The sequence below is a fragment of the Sulfitobacter sp. NFXS29 genome (assembly GCF_040148765.1).
Lineage (GTDB): Bacteria > Pseudomonadota > Alphaproteobacteria > Rhodobacterales > Rhodobacteraceae > Sulfitobacter.
Map to the genome: position 1 here is coordinate 761,165 of NZ_JAGDED010000001.1, position 21,189 is coordinate 782,353.

At 61.1% G+C, this 21,189-nt stretch carries 17 protein-coding genes and 4 tRNA genes; 14 read left to right on the plus strand and 7 right to left on the minus strand.

What is annotated here, in order from left to right:
- Positions 1-46: 46 nt before the first annotated feature.
- From J3456_RS03770 to J3456_RS03780, 3 genes are all read right to left on the minus strand, one after another.
- A complete protein-coding gene (locus J3456_RS03770) occupies positions 47-1,672 on the minus strand; it encodes a mechanosensitive ion channel family protein (protein ID WP_349578955.1) in 1,626 nt (541 codons plus the stop codon).
- Positions 1,673-1,810: 138 nt separating this feature from the next.
- On the minus strand, positions 1,811-2,086 hold the full coding sequence (locus J3456_RS03775) for an NfeD family protein (protein ID WP_349578956.1): 276 nt from the start codon (positions 2,084-2,086) through the stop codon (positions 1,811-1,813).
- A complete protein-coding gene (locus J3456_RS03780) occupies positions 2,086-2,964 on the minus strand; it encodes an SPFH domain-containing protein (protein WP_132444573.1) in 879 nt (292 codons plus the stop codon). The genes J3456_RS03775 and J3456_RS03780 overlap by 1 nt, the downstream gene beginning before the upstream one ends.
- 128 nt (positions 2,965-3,092) lie before the next feature.
- On the opposite strand from J3456_RS03780, the gene tgt reads away from it, so the two are divergent.
- The 9 genes from tgt (at position 3,093) to J3456_RS03825 (ending at position 10,488) form a co-directional block, all read left to right on the plus strand.
- Entirely contained in the window at positions 3,093-4,220 is a 1,128-nt protein-coding gene (gene tgt / locus J3456_RS03785; RefSeq protein WP_349578957.1) for a tRNA guanosine(34) transglycosylase Tgt, read from the plus strand.
- A 106-nt stretch (positions 4,221-4,326) separates the two neighbouring features.
- Positions 4,327-5,421: an alkene reductase gene (locus J3456_RS03790; RefSeq protein WP_349578958.1), complete on the plus strand. Its 1,095-nt coding sequence runs from the start codon at positions 4,327-4,329 to the stop codon at positions 5,419-5,421.
- Positions 5,422-5,665: 244 nt separating this feature from the next.
- Positions 5,666-8,077: an endopeptidase La gene (lon, locus tag J3456_RS03795; RefSeq protein WP_349578959.1), complete on the plus strand. Its 2,412-nt coding sequence runs from the start codon at positions 5,666-5,668 to the stop codon at positions 8,075-8,077.
- Positions 8,078-8,229: 152 nt separating this feature from the next.
- A tRNA-Val gene (locus tag J3456_RS03800) sits at positions 8,230-8,304 on the plus strand.
- A gap of 157 nt (positions 8,305-8,461) precedes the next feature.
- Positions 8,462-9,043, plus strand: a complete 582-nt coding sequence (locus J3456_RS03805; RefSeq protein ID WP_349578960.1) for a histidine phosphatase family protein — start codon at positions 8,462-8,464, stop codon at positions 9,041-9,043.
- On the plus strand, positions 9,040-9,609 hold the full coding sequence (locus J3456_RS03810; protein WP_349578961.1) for a histidine phosphatase family protein: 570 nt from the start codon (positions 9,040-9,042) through the stop codon (positions 9,607-9,609). The genes J3456_RS03805 and J3456_RS03810 overlap by 4 nt, the downstream gene beginning before the upstream one ends.
- Before the next feature lie 41 nt (positions 9,610-9,650).
- Positions 9,651-9,726, plus strand: a tRNA-Val gene (locus J3456_RS03815).
- A gap of 458 nt (positions 9,727-10,184) precedes the next feature.
- Positions 10,185-10,261: transfer RNA gene (locus J3456_RS03820), tRNA-Asp, on the plus strand.
- A gap of 150 nt (positions 10,262-10,411) precedes the next feature.
- Positions 10,412-10,488: transfer RNA gene (locus J3456_RS03825), tRNA-Asp, on the plus strand.
- A gap of 164 nt (positions 10,489-10,652) precedes the next feature.
- On the opposite strand, the gene J3456_RS03830 is transcribed toward J3456_RS03825, so the two are convergent.
- Complete coding sequence (locus J3456_RS03830; RefSeq protein WP_349578962.1) at positions 10,653-12,023, minus strand: M20/M25/M40 family metallo-hydrolase; 1,371 nt, start codon at positions 12,021-12,023, stop codon at positions 10,653-10,655.
- Positions 12,024-12,104: 81 nt separating this feature from the next.
- On the minus strand, positions 12,105-13,181 hold the full coding sequence (locus tag J3456_RS03835) for a sensor histidine kinase (protein ID WP_349578963.1): 1,077 nt from the start codon (positions 13,179-13,181) through the stop codon (positions 12,105-12,107).
- A gap of 222 nt (positions 13,182-13,403) precedes the next feature.
- On the opposite strand from J3456_RS03835, the gene hemA reads away from it, so the two are divergent.
- The 3 genes from hemA to ispG all read left to right on the plus strand — a co-directional run bounded on the left by hemA (position 13,404) and on the right by ispG (position 17,249).
- The gene (hemA, locus tag J3456_RS03840) at positions 13,404-14,627 is read left to right on the plus strand and encodes a 5-aminolevulinate synthase (protein WP_349578964.1); all 1,224 of its coding nucleotides are present in this window, start codon (positions 13,404-13,406) and stop codon (positions 14,625-14,627) included.
- Positions 14,628-14,747: 120 nt separating this feature from the next.
- Complete coding sequence (locus tag J3456_RS03845) at positions 14,748-16,037, plus strand: helix-turn-helix domain-containing protein (RefSeq protein WP_349578965.1); 1,290 nt, start codon at positions 14,748-14,750, stop codon at positions 16,035-16,037.
- A gap of 87 nt (positions 16,038-16,124) precedes the next feature.
- The gene (gene ispG / locus J3456_RS03850; protein ID WP_349578966.1) at positions 16,125-17,249 is read left to right on the plus strand and encodes a flavodoxin-dependent (E)-4-hydroxy-3-methylbut-2-enyl-diphosphate synthase; all 1,125 of its coding nucleotides are present in this window, start codon (positions 16,125-16,127) and stop codon (positions 17,247-17,249) included.
- 129 nt (positions 17,250-17,378) lie between these two features.
- Here the strand turns inward: ispG and J3456_RS03855 are convergent, their stop codons facing one another.
- Positions 17,379-17,897, minus strand: coding sequence for a disulfide bond formation protein DsbA (locus J3456_RS03855; RefSeq protein WP_349578967.1), 519 nt, complete (start codon positions 17,895-17,897; stop codon positions 17,379-17,381).
- Positions 17,898-17,899: 2 nt separating this feature from the next.
- Positions 17,900-18,649: a DsbA family protein gene (locus J3456_RS03860; RefSeq protein WP_349578968.1), complete on the minus strand. Its 750-nt coding sequence runs from the start codon at positions 18,647-18,649 to the stop codon at positions 17,900-17,902.
- A 96-nt stretch (positions 18,650-18,745) separates the two neighbouring features.
- Here J3456_RS03860 and J3456_RS03865 point away from each other — a divergent pair, with 96 nt between their 5' ends.
- Both J3456_RS03865 and J3456_RS03870 read left to right on the plus strand, forming a co-directional pair.
- The gene (locus J3456_RS03865) at positions 18,746-19,888 is read left to right on the plus strand and encodes a pyridoxal phosphate-dependent aminotransferase (protein WP_349578969.1); all 1,143 of its coding nucleotides are present in this window, start codon (positions 18,746-18,748) and stop codon (positions 19,886-19,888) included.
- Positions 19,889-19,947: 59 nt separating this feature from the next.
- Positions 19,948-21,168 (plus strand): N-acetylmuramoyl-L-alanine amidase, encoded by a 1,221-nt coding sequence (locus tag J3456_RS03870; protein ID WP_349578970.1) that lies wholly within the window; start codon positions 19,948-19,950, stop codon positions 21,166-21,168.
- Positions 21,169-21,189: the final 21 nt, after the last annotated feature.

The window sequence follows — 21,189 nt, forward strand, 5'->3', positions numbered from 1 at the left end:
TCTGCCTGCCTAACCTGCGGCAGGGATCGCTTCAAGCGATGCTGTGTTATGGTTTGCCCATATCCGCGGGGGCGGGGGGCAACATGCGGAGGTCGTCTTCTTTCTCCATCCGCGCCGCAGCGGCGAGGAGTTCTTCGCGTACCCGGCATTCGATGTCCCAAAAGGTCGCCGCATTGTCGGTGGGCAGTTCAAAGCGAACTTTGATGCCGAATGCGTCTTGCTCAAGCACATGGACCTTGGCCTTGTCCATCGGTTTGACGTCATTGGGGTCTTCTTGCGCCAAAAGGTTGAAGAAGACCCGGCGCAGCGCCGCCACATCGGCATTCTGCGACAGGGTCAGGATGATGGGACGTACCATGGCGTGGTCCTCGATCGACCAATTCTCAAACGCATCAGAGACGAAATAGCTGACCGGAACGATCAGACGGGTGCCGTTCCAGTTCAAAAGTTGCACGTAGGTGAAGTGGATCCGTTCTACCGTGCAAAAATGTCCCTCAAAGATCAGCTGATCGCCAATCCGGGCGGAACGGTTCAGCGCGATCTGGATGGAGGCAAGAATATTGCCCAGTACCTCACGCGCGGCGAAACCCAGTACGATGGTCACAGCACCGGCAGAGGCTAGCAGCGACAGGCCAAGTGTGTTGTCCGCATTGCTTGAGACCAAGATCACGCCCGAGGCCACCAGCACCGCAATCACGATCACCCCTTTGCGGGCGGCGGCGATCGTAGTGGCGATGGATCGCATATGCGCGTTCATCGGATCGGCCAGTTCATAGGCGTTGTTGGGGCTGATCCGGTCAAAAATCTCGTCAAAGGTAAAGACGATTGCGAGGGTGGCGGCGGTCACATAGGCGATCAGCAATATCGGACTGAGCACCGCGTCGATGAAGCCGGATACCACCAGCACGCGGCTGGTGGCCGTGCCGATGATCGCGGCGCAGAGCACGATGGCGGCGGGCCAGCGGAAGGACCGGAGCACAAAGCGCATCCAACGCCGTTTGGCCACTTCGCCCAGACGGCGCATGAGGCCAAAGGCGAACCAGCCAGCCATCAGCGCTCCCACTACGAGCAGGGGCAGAAATAGCACTTCCCAAAGATACATGCCCCAAAAGGCGCGGATGCGCAGCCAGTCGGGCAGCATCGTCTCAAGGTCCGTCGGCCCGTATTGCGCGTGAAGATGGGGAATATTATCGATGCTCTGGCGCGAGAAGACCCAGACGGGTTCGGCGTCATCTCCGGGTTTGATCCGGTTGAGCCGCAAAGGCACATCATGGCCGCCCAGCTCCAACCGGTCGATCAGCAGCGAGCGGCGCACGCGCCCGGTGTCATTATCCTCGGCCGAGCCAGAGAGCCAACCGTCGGGCCGGTCCGCCAGTTTTCGCCATGGCACAACGACCTTGCGCTCCATCAGGACCGAAAGCTGAAAGGCGCGCTCTGCACCGATGACGGCCTGATCGGCTTGGGGCAGGTCCGACAGGTCAAGAATATGCGCCGCGTCGGAGTAGTGGCCATTGTCGGTGAGGTAGATGAAGCTTTCCAGCGCGGCCATCGGCGTGCCCCGGTCCAGTGTCTCGGGCGGGGGCGGCAGGCCGGGGTTCAGCTCGGTCGTTTCAAACCATGCTTCTTGCGCATGTCCGGTAGCGGCGGCCGACAGCATTGCCAGCGCCAGCACACAGGCCCCCAGAATACGAGGAAACACAGACGCGAAAGCGCGTGGGAGTAGGGCAAGCCGCTGCATGGATAGGGCAATGTAGCGGAGGTTCGGGCAATTCAAGGCTGTGCCACGCTTGTTCATGCCATTTGCGGGCGTTTAGTTTTCGTTGATGTCACGGGTGACGATCCGCGCGCCGCTGGACTGCCGTTTGAACAGCGCCCGCAGGATCAGCCATGCGATGAGTGACAGAACCGCAAAGATCGCCAGCATCAAGGCCACATTGGCGGGTGCCCAAAACGCAACCACCACCGCCATGCCAAGCGCGCCGAGCGCGAAGCCAAGGAAGATCGAACCGGGCAGCAAAAGCTCAACCACGCCAAGGGCCAAGGCCGCGCAGACCCAGACCCACCAAAGTGTCAGCCAAGCCGCCATTAGCCTTTCCCTCTGAGCAGTTTGAAAGCATCGCCAAAGGCCTCTAATGCCTGCGCGGGGACAAGGATGGTCTGACTGCCTGCACCCTTGCCCATGGCATTCAGCGCATCGACCTGTTTCAGCGCGATCTGGTAATGCGCGGCATCAAGCCCGTTTTCGTTGATCGCCGTGGCGACGACTTGGGTGGCATAGGCTTCGGCATCGGCCAGAATGCGCCGCGCCTTGGCGGTCTGCTCTGACGCGTAAAGCTCGGCCTCGGCGGCCAGTTCCACGGCGCGTTTTTTGCCCTCGGCCTCTGTCACCTGTGCGCGGCGGGCGCGTTCGGCGTTGAGCTGTTGCATCATGGCGGCGCGGGTGGCGGCATCTAGGTTCACGTCCAGAATTTCGGCTCTGGTCACTTCGATGCCCCAACTGTCAACGGCATCTTCGACGCTGGCCTTAATCGTGGTGATCAACTGGCTTCGGTTGGCTTGCACCTCGTCGAGGTCCATCTTGCCGATCTCGGCCCGGACGATCCCCGCCACGGTGGTTGAGATTGCGCTGTCCACGTTGCGGATGCGGTAAACGGTCTTTTCCGGCTCGGTGATGCGGTAAAACACCGAGGTATCGACTTGCACCAGCACGTTGTCGCGGGTGATGGCGTCTTGGCTGGCGGTGGGCAACTGCCGCTCTAGGATCGAGATTTTATGCGCCACATGATCGATAAACGGCACGATCATGTTGATCCCCGGGCCCAAGACCGCGCGCAGACGGCCAAAGCGTTCAATCACATGCTGCTCGGATTGCGGGACGATCTTGACCGATTTCAGGATCAGGATCACGACCAGCAAGGCCAGCAAAAGCCAAGCGAGGTTATTCTCCAAAAGGCCGATCAGCATGTCTTCGAGGGGCAAGGCCGTAATCCTTTGAATGATATCATTTTTACGCAATCCTCGCTATTTTACCTTTATTGCATGTTTCTCGCCACTGGTTTATCGCGCCAGTCGCAGCCAGAGAGGGCCAGAGTATGACCAGCACCGGATTCACCAAACACGCGCAGGACGGCAAGGCACGCAGCGGCGTGATCCAAACCCCGCGCGGCGAGATCCGCACGCCCGCCTTCATGCCCGTGGGCACGGCGGCGACGGTCAAGGCGATGATGCCCGAAAACGTGGCCTCGACGGGCGCGGATATCCTGCTGGGCAACACCTACCATCTGATGCTGCGCCCCACGGCGGAGCGCGTGGCGAAGCTTGGCGGGCTGCATAAATTCATGAACTGGGACAAGCCGATCCTGACGGACAGTGGCGGCTTTCAAGTGATGAGCCTTGCCGGGCTGCGCAAGCTGACCGAGCGTGGCGTGACCTTCAAAAGCCATATCGACGGCTCTAAACATGAGATCACGCCCGAACGCTCGATGGAGATCCAGGAACTGCTTGGCTCCGACATCGTCATGTGTTTCGACGAATGTCCCGCGCTGCCCGCTGACCGCGACCGCATCGCCGAAAGCATGCGCCTGTCGATGCGTTGGGCCAAGCGCAGCCGGGAGGCTTTTGGCGATCGGCCCGGTCACATGCTCTTTGGCATTCAGCAGGGCGGGCTTGAGCAAGACTTCCGCCAAGAGAGCGCCGAGGCGCTGCGCGAGATCGGGTTTGATGGCTATGCCGTCGGCGGTCTGGCCGTGGGGGAGGGGCAGCAGGCGATGTTCTCTACGCTCGATTTCGCAACCGACATGCTGCCCGAAGACAAGCCGCGTTACCTGATGGGCGTGGGCAAGCCCGACGACATCGTGGGCGCCGTGGCGCGGGGCATTGATATGATGGACTGCGTATTGCCCTCACGCTCTGGCCGCACGGGGCAGGTGTTTACCCGCATGGGGGTGCTCAACATCAAGAACGCGCGGCATATGGACGATCCGCGCCCTCTCGATGAAAATTGCAGCTGCCCGGCCTGCCAAAACTACTCACGCGCCTATCTGCACCATGTGTTCCGCAGCCAAGAGATCATCTCGTCGATGCTGCTGACATGGCACAACCTGCAATACTACCAAGACATCATGGCGGGCATGCGCGAGGCCATCGCGGCCGGGCGGTTTACCCAGTGGCAGGCCGACTTCCACGCAGCGCGCGCGCAGGGCGATATCGATCCGCTGTAAGGGCCGAGCGGCGTATTCTCACGCGAAATTGTGCTGACGGTCCTTGCTGCATTGCGGCAGGGTCTTAGGTGCCCTTGCACAGTCTATTGCAAGGAAAGGCCTGAATATGACCGAGAAGCTATTTACCCCCTTCACCGCCGGTGAGATTGTGGCCGACAACCGTCTGGTGATGGCCCCGCTGACCCGCAACCGTGCAGATAACGAGACTGGCGAAGTCTCGGACATGCATGTCGAGTATTACCGCCAGCGCGCGGGCGCAGGCATCATCATCACCGAAGCCACCCAGATCAGCCCCGAGGGCAAAGGGTACTTCCAAACCCCCGGCATCCATACCGAAGGCCAAGTCGCCGCATGGCGTAAAGTGACCGACGCGGTGCATTCCGAAGGCGGGCGCATTGTGATCCAACTGTGGCACGTGGGCCGGATCAGCCATACCTCCCTGCAGCCCGAGGGCGCCAAGCCTGTCGCGCCTTCCGCCATCGCTGCTGGGGTGAAAACCTTTACCGCCAATGGGTTCGAGGATACTTCAGAGCCGCGCGCGCTGGATTTGGATGAGATGCCGCGTCTGGTCGCGGACTATGCCCATGCCGCCGAGATGGCCAAAAAGGCCGGTTTCGACGGGGTCGAGGTGCATGGGGCCAATGGCTACCTGCTGGATCAATTCCTGAAAACCGGCAGCAACAAACGCGATGACGCCTATGGCGGCAGTGTGGAAAACCGCGCGCGGTTGCTGTTCGAGGTGCTGGATGCCGTGACAAAGGTCTGGGGCGGTGAACGTGTCGGCCTGCGGCTTTCGCCATTCTCGCCCGCCAATGGGATCGAAGACGCCGACCCGCAGGAGACGTTTGAATATGTCGTCAAAGGGCTGAACCGCTACAACCTCTCCTATCTGCACCTCGTCGAAGGTGCGACGGGCGGCTCGCGTGAGTTGGACGAAGGCGAAAGCATCGCCGCCCTGCGCACCCTCTTTGAGGGGCCCTATATGGCCAATAACGGCTATGACCGTGAGATGGCGATCGAGGCCGTGGGCAATGACAAGGCCGATCTGATCGCCGTGGGCCGCCCCTTCATCGCCAATCCCGATCTGCCGCGCCGTTGGCAGATGAACGGGCCGCTGAACGAGGGCGATACCGATACCTATTACGGGGGCGGACGCGAAGGCTTTACCGATTATCCAACACTTGAACAGGCCGACGCCTGATCAATTACGAGATCAATTTCGGGGCGCCCATGCGGCGCCCCGTGCCAGGGCGCGCGGAATTGGGGCGAAATCAACCCAACGCGCGCTTGCCTCCACCCCGCCGAAGCGCGATGATGGCGGCCTAATACCCTGCAAGGGATTGAAACAGGCGGATGGGATGCACACATGTCCTGTCCAGAAAAGGGGATGTCAGAGGCCGCCTATGACAGGGGCCCGGATGTCTTGCTAAGATAAGGAATTGAGCATGTTAGAGCCACTGAACGCATCCTACCCGGTGCTTCCGCTGCGCGACATCGTCGTGTTTCCCCACATGATCGTGCCGCTTTTCGTTGGCCGCGAAAAATCCGTCCGCGCCCTTGAAGAGGTGATGGCAGACGACAAACAAATCCTGCTGTCGAGCCAGATCGACCCCGCCGAGGATGATCCCGACACCGATGGCATCTACAAGGCCGGTGTGTTGGCCAATGTGCTGCAACTGCTGAAACTGCCCGATGGCACAGTCAAAGTGCTGGTCGAAGGTCAGGCGCGCGTGCGCATCACCGAATACCTTGAAAACGACAATTTCTTTGAGGCCCGCGCCGAGTATCTGACCGAGATGCCGGGTGATGCGGCCACCACACAGGCGCTGCTGCGCACCGTGGCCGATGAGTTTGAGCGTTACGCCAAGGTCAAGAAAAACGTGCCTGAAGAAGCGCTCGCCGCCGTTGGCGAAAGCGCCGAACCTGCACGTCTGGCCGATCTGGTTGCAGGTCACCTCGGCATCGAAGTCGAGCAAAAGCAGGATCTGCTGGAAACGCTGAGCATCTCTGAGCGGCTTGAGAAGGTTTACGGGTTGATGCAGGGCGAAATGTCCGTCTTGCAGGTCGAGAAAAAGATCAAAACCCGCGTCAAATCCCAGATGGAGCGCACACAGCGCGAGTACTATCTGAATGAGCAGATGAAGGCCATTCAGCATGAGTTGGGCGACGGCGAAGACGGCAAGAACGAAGTGGCCGAGCTGGAAGCCCGCGTGGCTGAGACCAAGCTGAGCAAGGAAGCCCGCGAAAAGGCTGATGCGGAGATCAAAAAGCTCAAGAACATGAGCCCGATGTCTGCCGAAGCCACCGTCGTGCGCAACTACCTTGATTGGATGCTGTCGATTCCATGGGGCGTGAAGTCGCGCGTTAAGAAAGATCTGGGCAAGGCGCAAAAGGTGCTGGATGACGATCACTATGGCCTTGAGAAGGTCAAAGAGCGGATCGTTGAGTACCTCGCAGTGCAGCAGCGCTCGACCAAGATGAAAGGCCCGATCATGTGCCTCGTCGGCCCTCCGGGCGTCGGCAAGACCTCCTTGGGCAAATCGGTCGCCAAAGCCACGGGGCGCGAGTTCATTCGCATCTCGCTGGGTGGCGTGCGCGATGAGTCCGAGATCCGCGGTCACCGCCGGACCTATATCGGCTCCATGCCCGGCAAGATCATTCAGGCGCTGAAAAAGGCGAAAACTACGAACCCGCTTATCCTGCTCGACGAGATCGACAAGATGGGTCAGGACTTCCGTGGCGATCCGGCGTCGGCGATGCTGGAAGTGCTTGATCCAGAACAGAACGGCACCTTCGTTGACCACTACTTGGAGGTGGAATACGATCTGTCGAACGTGATGTTCCTGACCACATCGAACAGCTACAACATGCCCGGGCCGCTTTTGGACCGGATGGAGATCATCCCGCTTTCGGGTTACACCGAGGACGAAAAGCGCGAGATCGCCAAGCAGCATCTGGTGGCCAAACAGGTCAAGAACCACGGTCTGAAGAAGAAGGAGTTCGAGATCGAAGACTCCGCTCTGACTGGCATGATCCGCTACTACACACGCGAGGCTGGCGTGCGGAACCTTGAGCGCGAGATCGCCAAGGTGGCACGTAAGTCATTGACCAAGATCGTGAAAAAGGAAGCTGAGAACGTCACCGTGACCGGCGACAACCTCGAAGACTTCCTTGGCGTGCGCAAGCATCGCTTCGGTTTGGCCGAAGAGAAAGACCAGATCGGCGTCGTGACCGGGCTGGCCTATACCTCCGTGGGCGGTGAGTTGCTGCAGATCGAAGCTCTGCGTTTGCCGGGCAAGGGCCGGATGAAGACCACCGGCAAGCTTGGCGATGTGATGAAGGAAAGCATCGACGCGGCAAGCTCCTACGTCCGTTCGATCTCTCCGCAAATCGGGATCAAACCGCCGAAGTTCGACACGCTGGACATCCACGTGCACGTGCCCGACGGTGCCACGCCCAAAGACGGCCCCTCGGCCGGTCTGGCGATGGTGACTTCGATCGTCTCGGTGCTGACGCAGATCCCCGTGCGGCGCGACATCGCCATGACGGGCGAGGTTTCCCTGCGCGGTAACGCCATGCCGATCGGTGGCTTGAAGGAGAAACTTCTCGCGGCCTTGCGCGGCGGTATCACCACGGTGCTGATCCCGCAGGAGAATGAGAAAGACCTGCCGGACATCCCGGATAACGTCAAAGAAGGGCTGACCATCATCCCGGTGAACCATGTTTCCGAAGTGTTGGAACATGCGCTGGTCAGCAAGCCAAAGCCGATCGACTGGGACGAAGCCGCCCAAGAGGCCGCCGAGGCTGCCGCGATCAAGGCCCGTGCCGCTGGCGTGGACGCGACCACCACGCATTAAGCTGGACGGCCCATCAAAAAGCTCCCAAACGCGCGCCTTTCGAGGCGCGCGTTTTTCGTTTTAGCAGGGGATAGGCCGCACCGCATTCCGCTACAGTTTTTGCGCCAAACCCTCTTGCAAGCATCGCCGCAATTGGCTACTTCGCCCCGCAAGGGTGATTAGCTCAGTGGTAGAGCGCTTCGTTCACATCGAAGATGTCAGGAGTTCAAATCTCTTATCACCCACCATTTCCCTACGTTTGAATAAATCCAATCGGCTGTCCCGCGCGACGACACGCTGGCTCATCTGCGCATGACCGCAGTCACCGGCTAGGCTTGCCTTCCCCGTCCTGCGGTGGTCCTTATCCAATCAACGGCCATACCACGGACACACGGCGGAGAGAGCATGTCGGCACATCCCAAAATCTGGTTTCTGCGACACGGGCAGACCGAGTGGAACCGCGCGTTCCGTTTGCAGGGCCATCTCGATTCACCGCTGACCGATCAGGGCATCGCCGAGGCCGCGCAGCAGGCGCAGGTGATGCCGGCGGTCCTTGCGCAAAAGCCCGATATTCTCGTCTCTCCGCTTGGCCGTGCGCAGCAGACGGCGCGGATTGCACTGAATGGGGCGTCTTTTCAAACGGATGCGCGTCTGATGGAGATCCATGCAGGCGCGTGGCAGGGGCTCACCCGTGATGAGATTCTTGCCGCCAATCCCGATCTCTCCGCGCGCCGTCCGGCGCCGCTGGACATCTACGCCGCCGCGCCGGGCGGGGAGGGGCTGCCGGCATTTCGCGGGCGGGTCCGCGCACTGCTCGATAGCCTGACCGCGCCCACCGTGCTGGTCGCCCATGGGCTCTGGGGGCAGGTGCTCCGGGCGGAGGTGCGCGGCCTTGAACTGGCGGCAGCGGGAGGGCTGAGCAACAGGCAGGGCTGCGTCTATCTGCTGGAGAACGGGACGGAAAGCGTTCTGGAATCCCCCGCATGAGCCGCTACCCGACGCTCTATATCTTGCGCCATGGTGAGACGGAATGGAACCTTGCCAACCGGCTGCAGGGGCACTTCGATTCTCCGCTGACCGACACAGGCCGTGCGCAGGCCGCTGCACAGAATGCGATTCTGAAGCGCTGCGATCTGGCGGGATTTTCTGCGCTCTGCAGTCCGCAGGGGCGGGCGGTGGTCACCGCCGAGCTCGCGTTGGCGGGGCTGGGGATGCCGCTCGCGACTGACCCGCGACTGGGAGAGATCGGCATCGGCGCATGGGCAGGCAAGTCACGCGATACATTGCTGCACCAAACCCCGGCCGCACGTGATTCCTATGATCTTTACGAACATGCCCCTGATGGCGAAGGATTCGCGGCGCTTTACGAGCGCTGTCGCAGCTTTCTTGACGGCCTGACCGGGCCTCATGTGCTGGTGACACATGGCATCACTTCTCGCATGCTCCGCCTTATTTTACTGGGTCGCGCGCCGAGCGCGCTGCGGGATATGCAAGGCGGGCAGGGGGTGGTCTTCCGACTTGAGAACGGTCAGCAAAAAAGGCTGACATTATAGGCTTGAAGCCCGCCCCCACCTTGGGCTATGAGGTCCAAGTCGGGTCGTTAGCTCAGTTGGTAGAGCGCTTCGTTTACACCGAAGATGTCGGGAGTTCGAGCCTCTCACGACCCACCATTATCCCCCACCTATTCGTTTCTTGTGATCGATTGCCGCAGTGTGGGGCCCGTCCGCTACGCGGTCAGTCTGGGTCGGGAGTTCGAGGCTTTTACGGGCCGACATGCCCCCCTCCCGTTAAGCGATATCCCTTCGGCTACTGGGAAGAACTGTCTGCGCAGTTCGCGCAGCGTATCTTGGTGCGGCCCGCATGCCCATTCTTGTAAGCCTGAGATGGCTGGCCAAGAAGGCTATGCCATTCCGTCGCCCGACCTGCTGAACACCTCCAGTCAATCCGAGCAAAGCGGACCCAACCCCCGAGGAACATCGCCGGATTTGCGGCTGTGAATCCGGCCCCCCAAACGCCCCGAAAACAACCTAGCGAAAATTTCATATTTTCGCACAAACCGCGCTTGACGGCAGAGCGCCCTCACCATAGAACACCCAAACGCTCCGGGGCGACTTGGAGAGTGCAGTGAGCGGTTGTAGCTCAGATGGTTAGAGTACCGGCCTGTCACGCCGGGGGTCGCGGGTTCGAGCCCCGTCAACCGCGCCACCGCTGCCTGAAAAGGGGACCTCTTTGAGGTCCCTTTTTTCGTTTCCGGCCTCCTCAAAATACTGCGCGAAACTTCTTTTAACAAAGCGCATTTTCTCGGGCGAATGCGCTTGACGCCCCGCGCCCCTTGGCCTATTCCGCCCACATCGCGCGGTTGTAGCTCAGTTGGTTAGAGTACCGGCCTGTCACGCCGGGGGTCGCGGGTTCGAGCCCCGTCAACCGCGCCACTTTCTCCCCCTCTTTATAGTAGACATACACTGCGACCAAAGCGGTCGGACGGGTGGCGCGCGCCGTAGGTTTGCATCGCCCAAGGCGGCATATTGGCGACCGGGCAGGCCCGATCGCCGGTGGGGTGCAATTGGCGACCGGGCAGGCCCGATCGCCGGTGGGATCAGGTCAGCGCATCAAGGATGCGGGCCCAAGACCGGATGCCTTTGTGAAAGCTCTCCATGTCGTATTTCTCGTTCGGGGAGTGGATCTGGTCGTCGTCCTTGCCAAAACCGATCAACATCGGCTCAGTGCCCAAAATCTTCTGAAAATGCCCCGCAATCGGGATCGAGCCGCCACAGCCGATATAGGCCGCAGGCACCTGCCACTCGTCACTGAGCGCTTGGCGGGCGGGTTCGAACATTGGGTGGCCGATTTCCACACCCGAGGCCTGGCTCGCGCCGTGGCCTGAGAATTCCACCGTGCAATCCTCGGGCAGCATCTCGGCCACCATCTTGCGAAAGTTCTCGCGAATGGCGAGCGGGTCTTGGGTGCCGACAAGTCGGAAGCTGATTTTGGCATGCGCCTCGGACGGCAGCACCGTTTTGAAACCGTCACCGGTATAGCCGCCCCAGATGCCATTGACCTCACAGGTCGGACGCGACCAGATCATCTCAAGCGGAGTGCGGTCCTGCTCGCCTGCGGGTTTGCTGAGGCCCACGTCGCCGAGGAAGGCGGCATGGTCAAATGCCAGCCCCTGCCACTGCGCTTCCAGATCCTCGGGCAGGTCCGGCACGCCGTCATAGAAGCCGGGGATGGTGATGCGGCCTTCGTCGTCATGCAGCGACGCGATCACCTTGCTCAGCGCGCGGATTGGGTTCATCGAAATGCCGCCGTACATGCCCGAATGTAGGTCTTTCGACGGCGCGGTAACGGTCAGTTCTTCGCCCAGCAACCCGCGCAGCATCGTGACGATGGCGGGGGTCTTGCTCTCGAACAGCCCGGTGTCGCAGATCATCGCCACATCGGCTTTCAGCTCCTCGGCGTTTTCCTCCATGAAGGGGACAAGCGAGGGTGAGCCAGATTCCTCTTCGCCTTCGAGGAAGAAGGTGATGCGACACGGCCAATCGCCTTTCACCTCTTTCCATGCGCGCAGGGCCTCGATGATGGTCATCAGCTGGCCCTTGTCATCGGCAGCCCCACGGCCCCGGATCACGCGGCCCTTGTCGGTGTCCTCAACCGCCGGATCGAAGGGGTCGCGGTCCCAAAGGTTCAGCGGGTCGACCGGCTGCACATCATAGTGGCCGTAGAACAGCAGATGCGGTTTGCCTTCGCCCACATGCCCCACAACCATCGGATGCCCCGGCGTGGCGCGTTTTTCGGCCTCTACCCCCATAGATTGAAGGTCAGCCACGAGCCAATCGGCGGCGCGGTCGCAATCGGCCTTATAGGCCGGATCGGTTGAGATCGACGGGATGCGCAGCAGTTCTAGCAGACGGTCGGTGGCGGCGGGCAGATCGTCGTCGATCCGGGCGAGAACATCGTCGAGGGACATGGCTTAAATTCCTTGCGCTTGTGAGTTTGGCGCGAAGGTATCAGGCGGGCAGGGCGTGTCCAGTGGCCGCGGGGGCGGTGTTCAGAACGTGAGCGAGAGGCGGCTGCCCTCGGGCGTGAGACGGTGGTCCACCTGCGCATTCAACTGCGAGGCCGCCGCCGCCATCAAGGTTTGCCCGATGCTGTCGGCCCGTTGTTTGCCTTCGTTCTTCGAGCCGATGCCGTCATCTTTGCAAGACAGGATGAAACGTCCTTCGCGCAGGCTCAGGTCAATCTCAATCTGGCCGGGCGTGGCGTCGGGGAAGGCGTGCTTGATCGAATTGGCCGCGAACTCGCTTATGATCAGCGCCATGGAAGAGGCCGCGGTCGCCCGCAGGGTGACGGGGTCTGATCTGTAGTCGATTTTCACATGGCCCGGCGCGGTTTCGCGCAAAAGCCCCACGACCTTGTCGAGGTATTTATGTGCATCGACCTCATCGCGGCCGCGCACGGATTGCAGTTCACTGTGCAGCGTTGCCATGGCGTTGACGCGGCGCTGGATGCCGTCAAGCACATCGACCGTGGTCTGGTCATCCAGTTGGCGGCTATGCAGCCGGACCATGGCCGATAGCGTCTGGAGCGAGTTTTTCACTCGGTGGTCGGCCTCGCTCATCAGCACTTCTCGCTGGCGCAGGGCAATGCGAAGATCAAGCTGCTTCATCACCTGACGGGACAGCACGGACATGGCCTTGCGTTGCAGCGCGGTCAGCTGTCGTGGTTTGCTATCAAGGATGCACAGCGTGCCAAGCGGCATCCCGTCCGACGCCACCAGCAGGGCGCCCGCGTAAAAGCGCAGCCCGTCGCCCGCGGTGCACAGCGGGTTGTCCGCCATCCGCGGGTCTTTAAGCGTGTCAGGAATCTCAACAAAAGGGTCTTCCAGAATCGCATGAGAGCACAATGATGTTTCAAGCGGCGTCTCGCGCGCGTTCAGCCCAACCTCGGCTTTGAACCACTGGCGGTCCTTGTCGATCAGGTTGATCACCGAAATGGGCGCGTCACAGATCTCGGCTGCCAGTTCGACGATTTCGTCGAACTCTTCCTCGCGCGGAGTGTCGAGGATATCGTAATCATAGAGCGTCCGCAGGCGTTGGTCCTGCTGGGGGTGAGGATCGGCGCGCAAATCAAAGCCCCTTTCTGGGTTTCCTGTTGAAGACAGGAAAGCGCCCGAAAACACAAGCAGACAATCCAAACTGTGCCTAAATCCGCGCTCTTACCTGCGACAGTTCGTCCCGCAGCGGGTTCTGGATAAGAGATTGAAGCTTTGGCCTTGGATCTGTAATCATTCTAAAAGCTGAATATGGAAGGGGCCCTTCCTGTTCGCGCCAAAAGATGGAGACGCGCAATGGACTATAACGAGAAGCTCGACGCGGCGATTGCGCGCCTGCATGACGAAGGGCGCTACCGGACCTTTATCGACATCGAGCGCCGCAACGGCCAGTTCCCCCATGCGGTCTGGACCAAGCCCGACGGATCGCAGCAAGATATCACCGTTTGGTGCGGCAACGACTACCTTGGCATGGGGCAGAACCCCGTGGTGATCGAAGCCATGGAAGAGGCCCTGCGCGCGACCGGGGCGGGCTCTGGCGGCACCCGTAACATCTCGGGCACAACAGTTTATCACAAGCGGCTTGAGGCCGAACTGGCCGATCTGCATGGCAAGGAAGCGGCGCTGCTGTTCACCTCGGCCTATATCGCCAACGATGCCACGCTTTCCACTTTGCCCAAGCTCTTTCCCGGCCTAATTATCTATTCCGACGCGCTGAACCATGCCTCCATGATCGAAGGGGTGCGCCGCAATGGCGGGGCCAAGCGCATCTTCCGCCATAACGATCTGGACCATCTGCGCGAATTGATGGAGGCCGACGATCCCGCCGCGCCCAAGCTTATCGCTTTTGAATCGATCTATTCGATGGACGGTGATTTTGGCCCCATCGAAGAGATCTGTGATCTGGCCGATGAATTCGGCGCGCTGACCTATATCGACGAAGTGCACGCGGTGGGCATGTACGGCCCGCGCGGGGCAGGGGTGGCAGAGCGTGACCGCCTGATGCACCGGCTCGACATCATCAACGGCACGCTGGCTAAGGCTTACGGCGTCATGGGCGGCTATATCGCGGCCTCTGCCAAGATGTGCGACGCGATCCGCTCCTATGCGCCGGGCTTCATCTTTACCACTTCGCTGCCGCCCGCCGTGGCGGCGGGGGCGGCGGCTTCGGTTGCCTATCTCAAACGCGCGCCGGAACTGCGCGAAAAGCACCAGCAGCAGGCCAAGGCGCTGAAATTGCGGCTCAAGGGGCTGGGATTGCCGATCATCGACCACGGCAGCCATATCGTGCCCGTCATGGTGGGCAACCCGGTCCATACCAAGCTGCTGTCGGACATGCTGCTCGAAGATCACGGCATCTATGTTCAGCCCATCAACTTCCCCACCGTGCCGCGCGGCACAGAACGGCTGCGCTTCACGCCGTCGCCGGTGCATGGGCCCAAGGAAATGGACGCGCTTGTTCGCGGGATGGACACGCTCTGGTCTCATTGTGCGCTGAATCGTGCCGAAGCTGCGGGCTAACGCAGCGCTATTCGTGTTTTGCGTTGTCTTGTGGTAGCCTTTTGTCAAGAAAAGGCTACATCCGAATCGTTGGGGCGTGTTTGGATCAAAGCTACAGGCTAACAGGGACAGGGCATATTGATGATCGGGCGATGGGCCTCCAGAACCGCTGAGGACGAAACAGTCGAACCCAAAGGGTTCGATGCATTCGAATTGCGGTTGGGGGATGTCATGCGCGGCGAACGGGCCACGCTTGGTAAATCCCTGCTCGACGTGCAGCGCGAATTGCGCATCAAAGCCTCCTATATCGCAGCGATTGAGAATTGCGATCCGGGTGCATTCGACACGCCCGGTTTCATCGCGGGCTACGTGCGCTCTTACGCACGTTACCTCAATATGGACCCCGATCAGGCCTTTGCCGCATTCTGCAAGGAATCCGGTTTCGCTGTGGCGCATGGCATGTCCGCCGAAGCCTCGGTGGTCAAGAAACCCAGTTTCGAAGAACGCCGCAAGACCCCGAAAGAAGACGATCTTTTCGCCCGGCCCAACACGCCATTCGTGCCCACGGGCGACGGGTTGCTCAGCCGGATTGAGCCCGGTGCTGTTGGCTCTTCGATGGTGCTGATCGCGCTGATCTCTGCCATCGGCTTTGGCGGCTGGACCGTCTTGAAAGAGGTGCAGCGTGTGCAGGTGGCGCCGGTGGATCAGACCCCGATTGTGCTGTCCGACCTTGATCCGCTGGACGGGGCGCTGGCCCGCGCACCGGACGCGGAAGACGATTCCGCCGCGCCCCAAAGCGTGGAAAGCCCGCGCGCCGATGCGCTCGACCGGCTTTACCGTCCGCAGGCTTTGGATGTGCCGGTATTGGTGGCGCGTGATGCGCCCATTGCTTCCATCGATCCGCGTTCCGTCAGCAATTTCCCGACGCCCGACCGCCCTGCCACGGCAGAGCCAAGCACCGCCGTGGCCGAGAATGGCACGATCGACGCTGCCATCGACGAAGCCCTGATGCTTGCCAATGCCGAGACCGATCTGCCCAAACCGCAGGTGGTTGAGCCTTTGGGTGACAAGGTGCGTATGGTCGCGGCCTATCCCTCATGGGTGCGGGTACGCGCCGCCGATGGCACGGTGATTTTCGAAGGCGTGATGAACAAGGGCGACACATGGGATGTTCCCGTCACCGAAGAGCCGCCCTCCCTGCGGACGGGCGAATCCGGTGCGCTTTATTTCGCCATGGCAGACGGATGTTTCGGACCTGTTGGGCCGCGCGGTGCTGTCACTTCGAATGTGCCGCTGCACGCGCAGGCGCTGGCCGAACTTTATCAGCCAGTTGACCCAAAGGCAGAACAATCGCTGAGCCGGATGTTTGCCGATCTGGAAGGCTCGCTTGACCCTTCCGCGCTGGCGGCGATGCCCTGTCAGGGCAGCTAAGCGCGCGGGCCTTCGCTTCCCATTGCACATGATGCCCCGGCTGAATAGGTAGGGGCCATAGCCCCTGATCCCGCGAAAGGTGTCTTCATGTCGCTTCATTCCATTCGCCCTTGGCGCGATATTCCGCGTCGCAAGTCCCGGCAGATCATGGTGGGCAACGTGCCGGTGGGCGGTGATGCGCCGATCACCGTGCAGACCATGACGAACACGCTGACCACTGATGTTGCCGCCACCGTCGCACAGGTCCAAGCCGCCACCGATGCGGGCGCGGATATCGTGCGGGTTTCGGTCCCGGATGAGGCGTCTTCCAAAGCCCTGCGTGAGATCGTGCGCGAGGTGTCTGTGCCCATCGTGGCGGACATTCATTTCCACTACAAACGCGGGATTGAGGCCGCCGAGGCCGGTGCCGCCTGCCTGCGCATAAACCCGGGCAACATCGGTGATGAAAAGCGCGTGCGCGAGGTCATCAAGGCCGCGCGGGACCATAATTGCTCCATTCGGATCGGTGTAAACGCAGGTTCACTCGAGCGGCATTTGCTGGAAAAATACGGCGAGCCTTGCCCTGATGCGATGGTCGAAAGCGGGTTGGATCACATCAAGATCCTGCAAGATAACGATTTCCACGAGTTCAAGATTTCTTGCAAAGCGTCCGACGTCTTCATGGCCGCCGCCGCCTACCAACAGCTTGCCGATGCCACTGACGCGCCCATCCACCTCGGCATTACCGAGGCGGGCGGGCTGATGTCAGGCACGATCAAATCGGCCATCGGCCTGGGCAATCTTCTGTGGAGCGGGATTGGTGACACGATCCGGGTCTCACTGTCGGCCGATCCGGTCGAAGAGGTGAAGGTTGGCTATGAGATCCTCAAATCTCTCGGTCTGCGGCATCGCGGTGTGAACATCATCTCTTGCCCCTCCTGCGCGCGGCAAGGGTTTGACGTGATCAAGACTGTCGAAGCCTTGGAAAAACGGTTGGAGCATATCAAGACGCCCATGAGCCTCAGCATCATTGGCTGTGTGGTGAACGGCCCCGGTGAGGCGCTGATGACCGATGTGGGTTTCACCGGCGGTGGGGCCGGGTCCGGCATGGTCTATCTCGCGGGGAAGCAGAGCCATAAGCTTGGTAATGAGGGCATGATCGAGCATATCGTCGAGCAGGTCGAAGAGCGCGCGGCGCAGATTGAGGCTGAGGCGGTGAAAGCGGCGGAATAGGGTGGTGGCTGGGCCGCTGGCCGGGTGGCGGCGGACAGGGTGCGCTTTGGTATTTTCAAAAGGATGAAGATGATGGGGGGCGCGTGAACCGGGAGGGGCGCGTCCTTTTTGGCTGTTTGGAAGCTGTGTTTAATCAGCGGGTTGGTGGTGAAGGTTAATGTGGTTGGGGGTGAGGTATTTCTCTAGGACCACGGGCGGCATGTGGCCGTTGAGGACCATCTCAGGCAGTACGTAGAAGGGGGCGGCGTCGAGCCCTAAGGCGGCGGCCCAGCGAGCGGCTTGGGGTGTGTGCAGTTCGTGTTGGATGAATGTTAGCCCGTAGCGCTTTGTAATTTCAGTTAGTTCTTTGACGGCGGTATTGCAGGTATCGCAGTCTTGCGCGGTGAAGAGCGCCACGGCGTGGCCTGCCAGAAGCTCGGGGGCGAGGCGTTCGAGCAGGGTCAGGTCGTCTTGGATGTATTGCCGCATTTCGGATTGCACGGGCTGTGGCGCTGCCAAGGCTTTGGCGATCACATCGCTATTCGCCAAAATCGCCGCGCGCAATTCAGCGTCAAAGGCGGCACGCGCGGTGGGGTCGAGCGTTCGAAGATCACCGGCCCCGGCGGGCAGGGCCAGCGCGAGAACTGCCATGGCTGCCCGGGCGCGCATTTTCAGCCGCGTTTTTCGTCAACCAGCGCCATCATCTGATCGTAGGGCAGGTAACCGCGCAGCATCTCATCCTGCATGACGAAGGTGGGGGTGCCGGTGATTTGCAGTTTTTGCGCCAGCGCCCGGGTCTGGGCGATTTCCTGTATGACTTCATCGCTGTCCATCTTGGCTTCGATCGCCGGGACATCCAGATCAAAACTTTCGCCCAAACGGCGCAGCGCGGGCAGGGAGACCTCACCGTTGAAGGCCATCAGAGCGTCGTTCAGCTGCTTGTAAGCATCGCCGCCCGCGACCTGTTTGGTCGCCACGGCAAAGCGCGAGGCCAGCATGGATTGATCGCCAAGGATTGGGAATTCTTTGACGATCAATTTGATATTGCCGTCCGTTTCTAGCAGCTTGGCCACTTCGCCATGGGCGCGTTTGCAATAGCCGCAGCGGTAGTCGAGGAACTCGACCAGCGTGATGTCGCCATCCGGGTTGCCACCGACCCAGGAATAACCGTCGTCGAAAATCTCATCTGCGTTGGCGGTGACCAGATCAAAATCGGCCTGCATCTGCGCTTCGGCCTGACGGTTTTGCATCTGCTCAACCGCCTGCAGGATCACCTCGGGGTTTTCCATCAGATAAGCGCGGACTTCGGCGCGGAACTGCGCGCGCTCGGCGTCGGTCAACTCGGTCAAGTCCATGGCCCCAGCGGGAGCGGCAAGGGCCAGTGCACTGGCAAAGGCAGGGGCGATGAGGCGGGCGAACATGGGCGGTCCTTTCGGTAGGTCTGCGAAATAGGGGCCAAGGGTTGACGCCCGGCATCAGGCGCGGTGAAAGCATATGCCGAGAGTAGGAGCAAGCCCATGCGCAATTCAACTAGGTCCGCCGTCGATCCCTTTATCGTGATGGACGTGATGCAGGCCGCCAGCGCCGCCGAAGAGGCGGGCCGTCACATCGTTCATATGGAGGTCGGCCAGCCCGGCACAGGCGCGCCCAAAGGGGCGGCCGAGGCGTTGACAAAAGCCATGGGAGAAGGCGCGCTTGGCTATACCGTGGCGCTTGGCTTGCCCGCGCTGCGCGCACGGATCGCGCGGATGTACGGGGAATGGTACAACGTGGATCTGGACCCGGCGCGGGTGGTGATCACGCCCGGATCCTCGGGCGGATTTCTGCTGGCTTTTACCGCGCTTTTCGATTCCGGGGATCGGGTGGGCATCGGGGCGCCGGGCTATCCCAGCTACCGCCAGATTCTGCGCGCCTTGGGGATGCAGCCCGTCGATCTGGCCGCCGCGCCCGAGAACAGATATCAGCCCGTCGCGGCGGATTTCGCGGGGCAAGACCTGCGCGGTTTGCTCGTGGCCTCCCCGGCCAATCCTTCGGGCACGATGCTGGACCGGCCTGCGTTGTCGGCGCTGACGGATGCCTGTGTGGCCAATGACATGTCCTTCATTTCGGATGAGATTTACCATGGCATCGAATACGACAAGAAGGCGGTGACCGCGCTGGAGGTCACCGACGACTGCTATGTGATCAACTCCTTCTCCAAGTATTTCTCGATGACCGGCTGGCGCGTGGGTTGGATGGTGGTGCCCGAAGATCAGGTGCGCGTGGTTGAGCGGATCGCGCAGAACATGTTCATCTGCGCCCCCCATGCCAGCCAGATCGCGGCGCTGGCGGCGATGGACTGCGATGATGAATTGCAGGCCAATCTTGCGGTCTATCGCCGCAATCGGGATCTGATGATCGACGGGCTGAAGGACGCCGGTTTCACCGACATCGCGCCGCCCGATGGGGCGTTTTATGTCTATGCAGATGTCTCTCGCTTTACCGAGGACAGCCGCGCCTTTGCTGCTGAGATTCTGGAAAAGGCAGGCGTCGCCGTGACCCCCGGTCTCGATTTCGACCCGGCGCGGGGGCATAAGACGCTGCGCTTTTCCTATGCGCGCAGCACGGCAGACATGGAAGAGGGGATCGCCCGGCTTAAAGCCTTCATGGCCGCGCGCTGAGCGCTGGTTTGCACGCGCGGCAGGTGGTAGAAGGGCGAAAACGGGCAGGGTGATCAATCATGCGGGCAATTCTCAAGGGACTGGCAATGGCGCTGGTCTGTGCGGTGCCGGTGGCCGGGGCCGCGCAGGAGTTGACCGCGCTGGCGCGGGTCGATCCGGTGGAGAGCGCGGTGAAAGACGGTTGGTTTGGCAAAACCGACCTGACCGTGGCGCTTAGCCAAGGGGTGCCTTTTCGGGTTTTCCTGTTGGATGATCCTGCCCGTCTGATCGTCGATTTCCGTGAGGCCGATTGGTCAGAGGTGACGCGCGGCGACCTGCTGAAGAAACCGGGCCGCATCTCTGCCCTGCGCTTTGGCGCGTTTCAGCCGGGGTGGTCGCGGTTGGTGGCGGATCTGGCCGAACCGATGATCCCCGCAGAAATCGGCATGCCAGTGGACGCAAGCAGCGGTAAGGCGCGGCTTGAGATTACGTTGGAAACCGTCGCGGCGGAGGTCTTTGCCGAGGCCGCGGGCATGCCTGTGGACCCCGATTGGACCACCGCACTCACCGCGCCGCCAAAGCCCGCCGCGGTGGATAAGGACAGCTTTACCATCGTCTTGGACCCCGGCCACGGCGGCATCGACCCCGGCGCGCAGCGCGAGGGGCTGGATGAAAAAGATCTGATGCTGAATTTCGCCCGCGATCTGCGTGATGCGCTGCGGCGCAAGGGCGTGGATGTGCTGTTGACCCGTGACGACGATATCTTCGTGGCGCTGGAGCACCGGGTGGCCATCGCCCATCAGGCCGAGGCGGACCTTTTCATCTCCCTTCACGCCGACAGCCTGTCGCAGGGCGGAGCGAGCGGGGCCACGGTCTATACCCTTTCGGATGATGCCAGCGACGTGGCGACCGAACATCTTGCCGCGCGGCATGACCGGTCCGACATCATCGCGGGTGCGGATTTGACCGGCTCGGATGATCAGGTGGCGGGTATCTTGCTTGATCTTGCCCGCCAAGAGACCGAGCCGCGTTCCGATGCTTTGGCTGCGACTTTGGTCGAAGGCATGCGTGCGGCGGGTGGGCCGATGAACGGCCGACCGCTACGGCGGGCCGGGTTTTCGGTCTTGAAGTCCGCGGATATTCCATCGGTTCTGGTCGAAGTGGGGTTCCTCAGTTCGAAGCGGGATCTGACTAATCTGCGCGATCCGGTGTGGCGCGCGTCGATGGTGAGCGCCATGGCGGATGCGATCGTAACCTGGCGTGATCAGGATGCGGCGCTCAAGCCCTTGATCAGAAAGTAAATTAGAAAGATATGGCCGGTT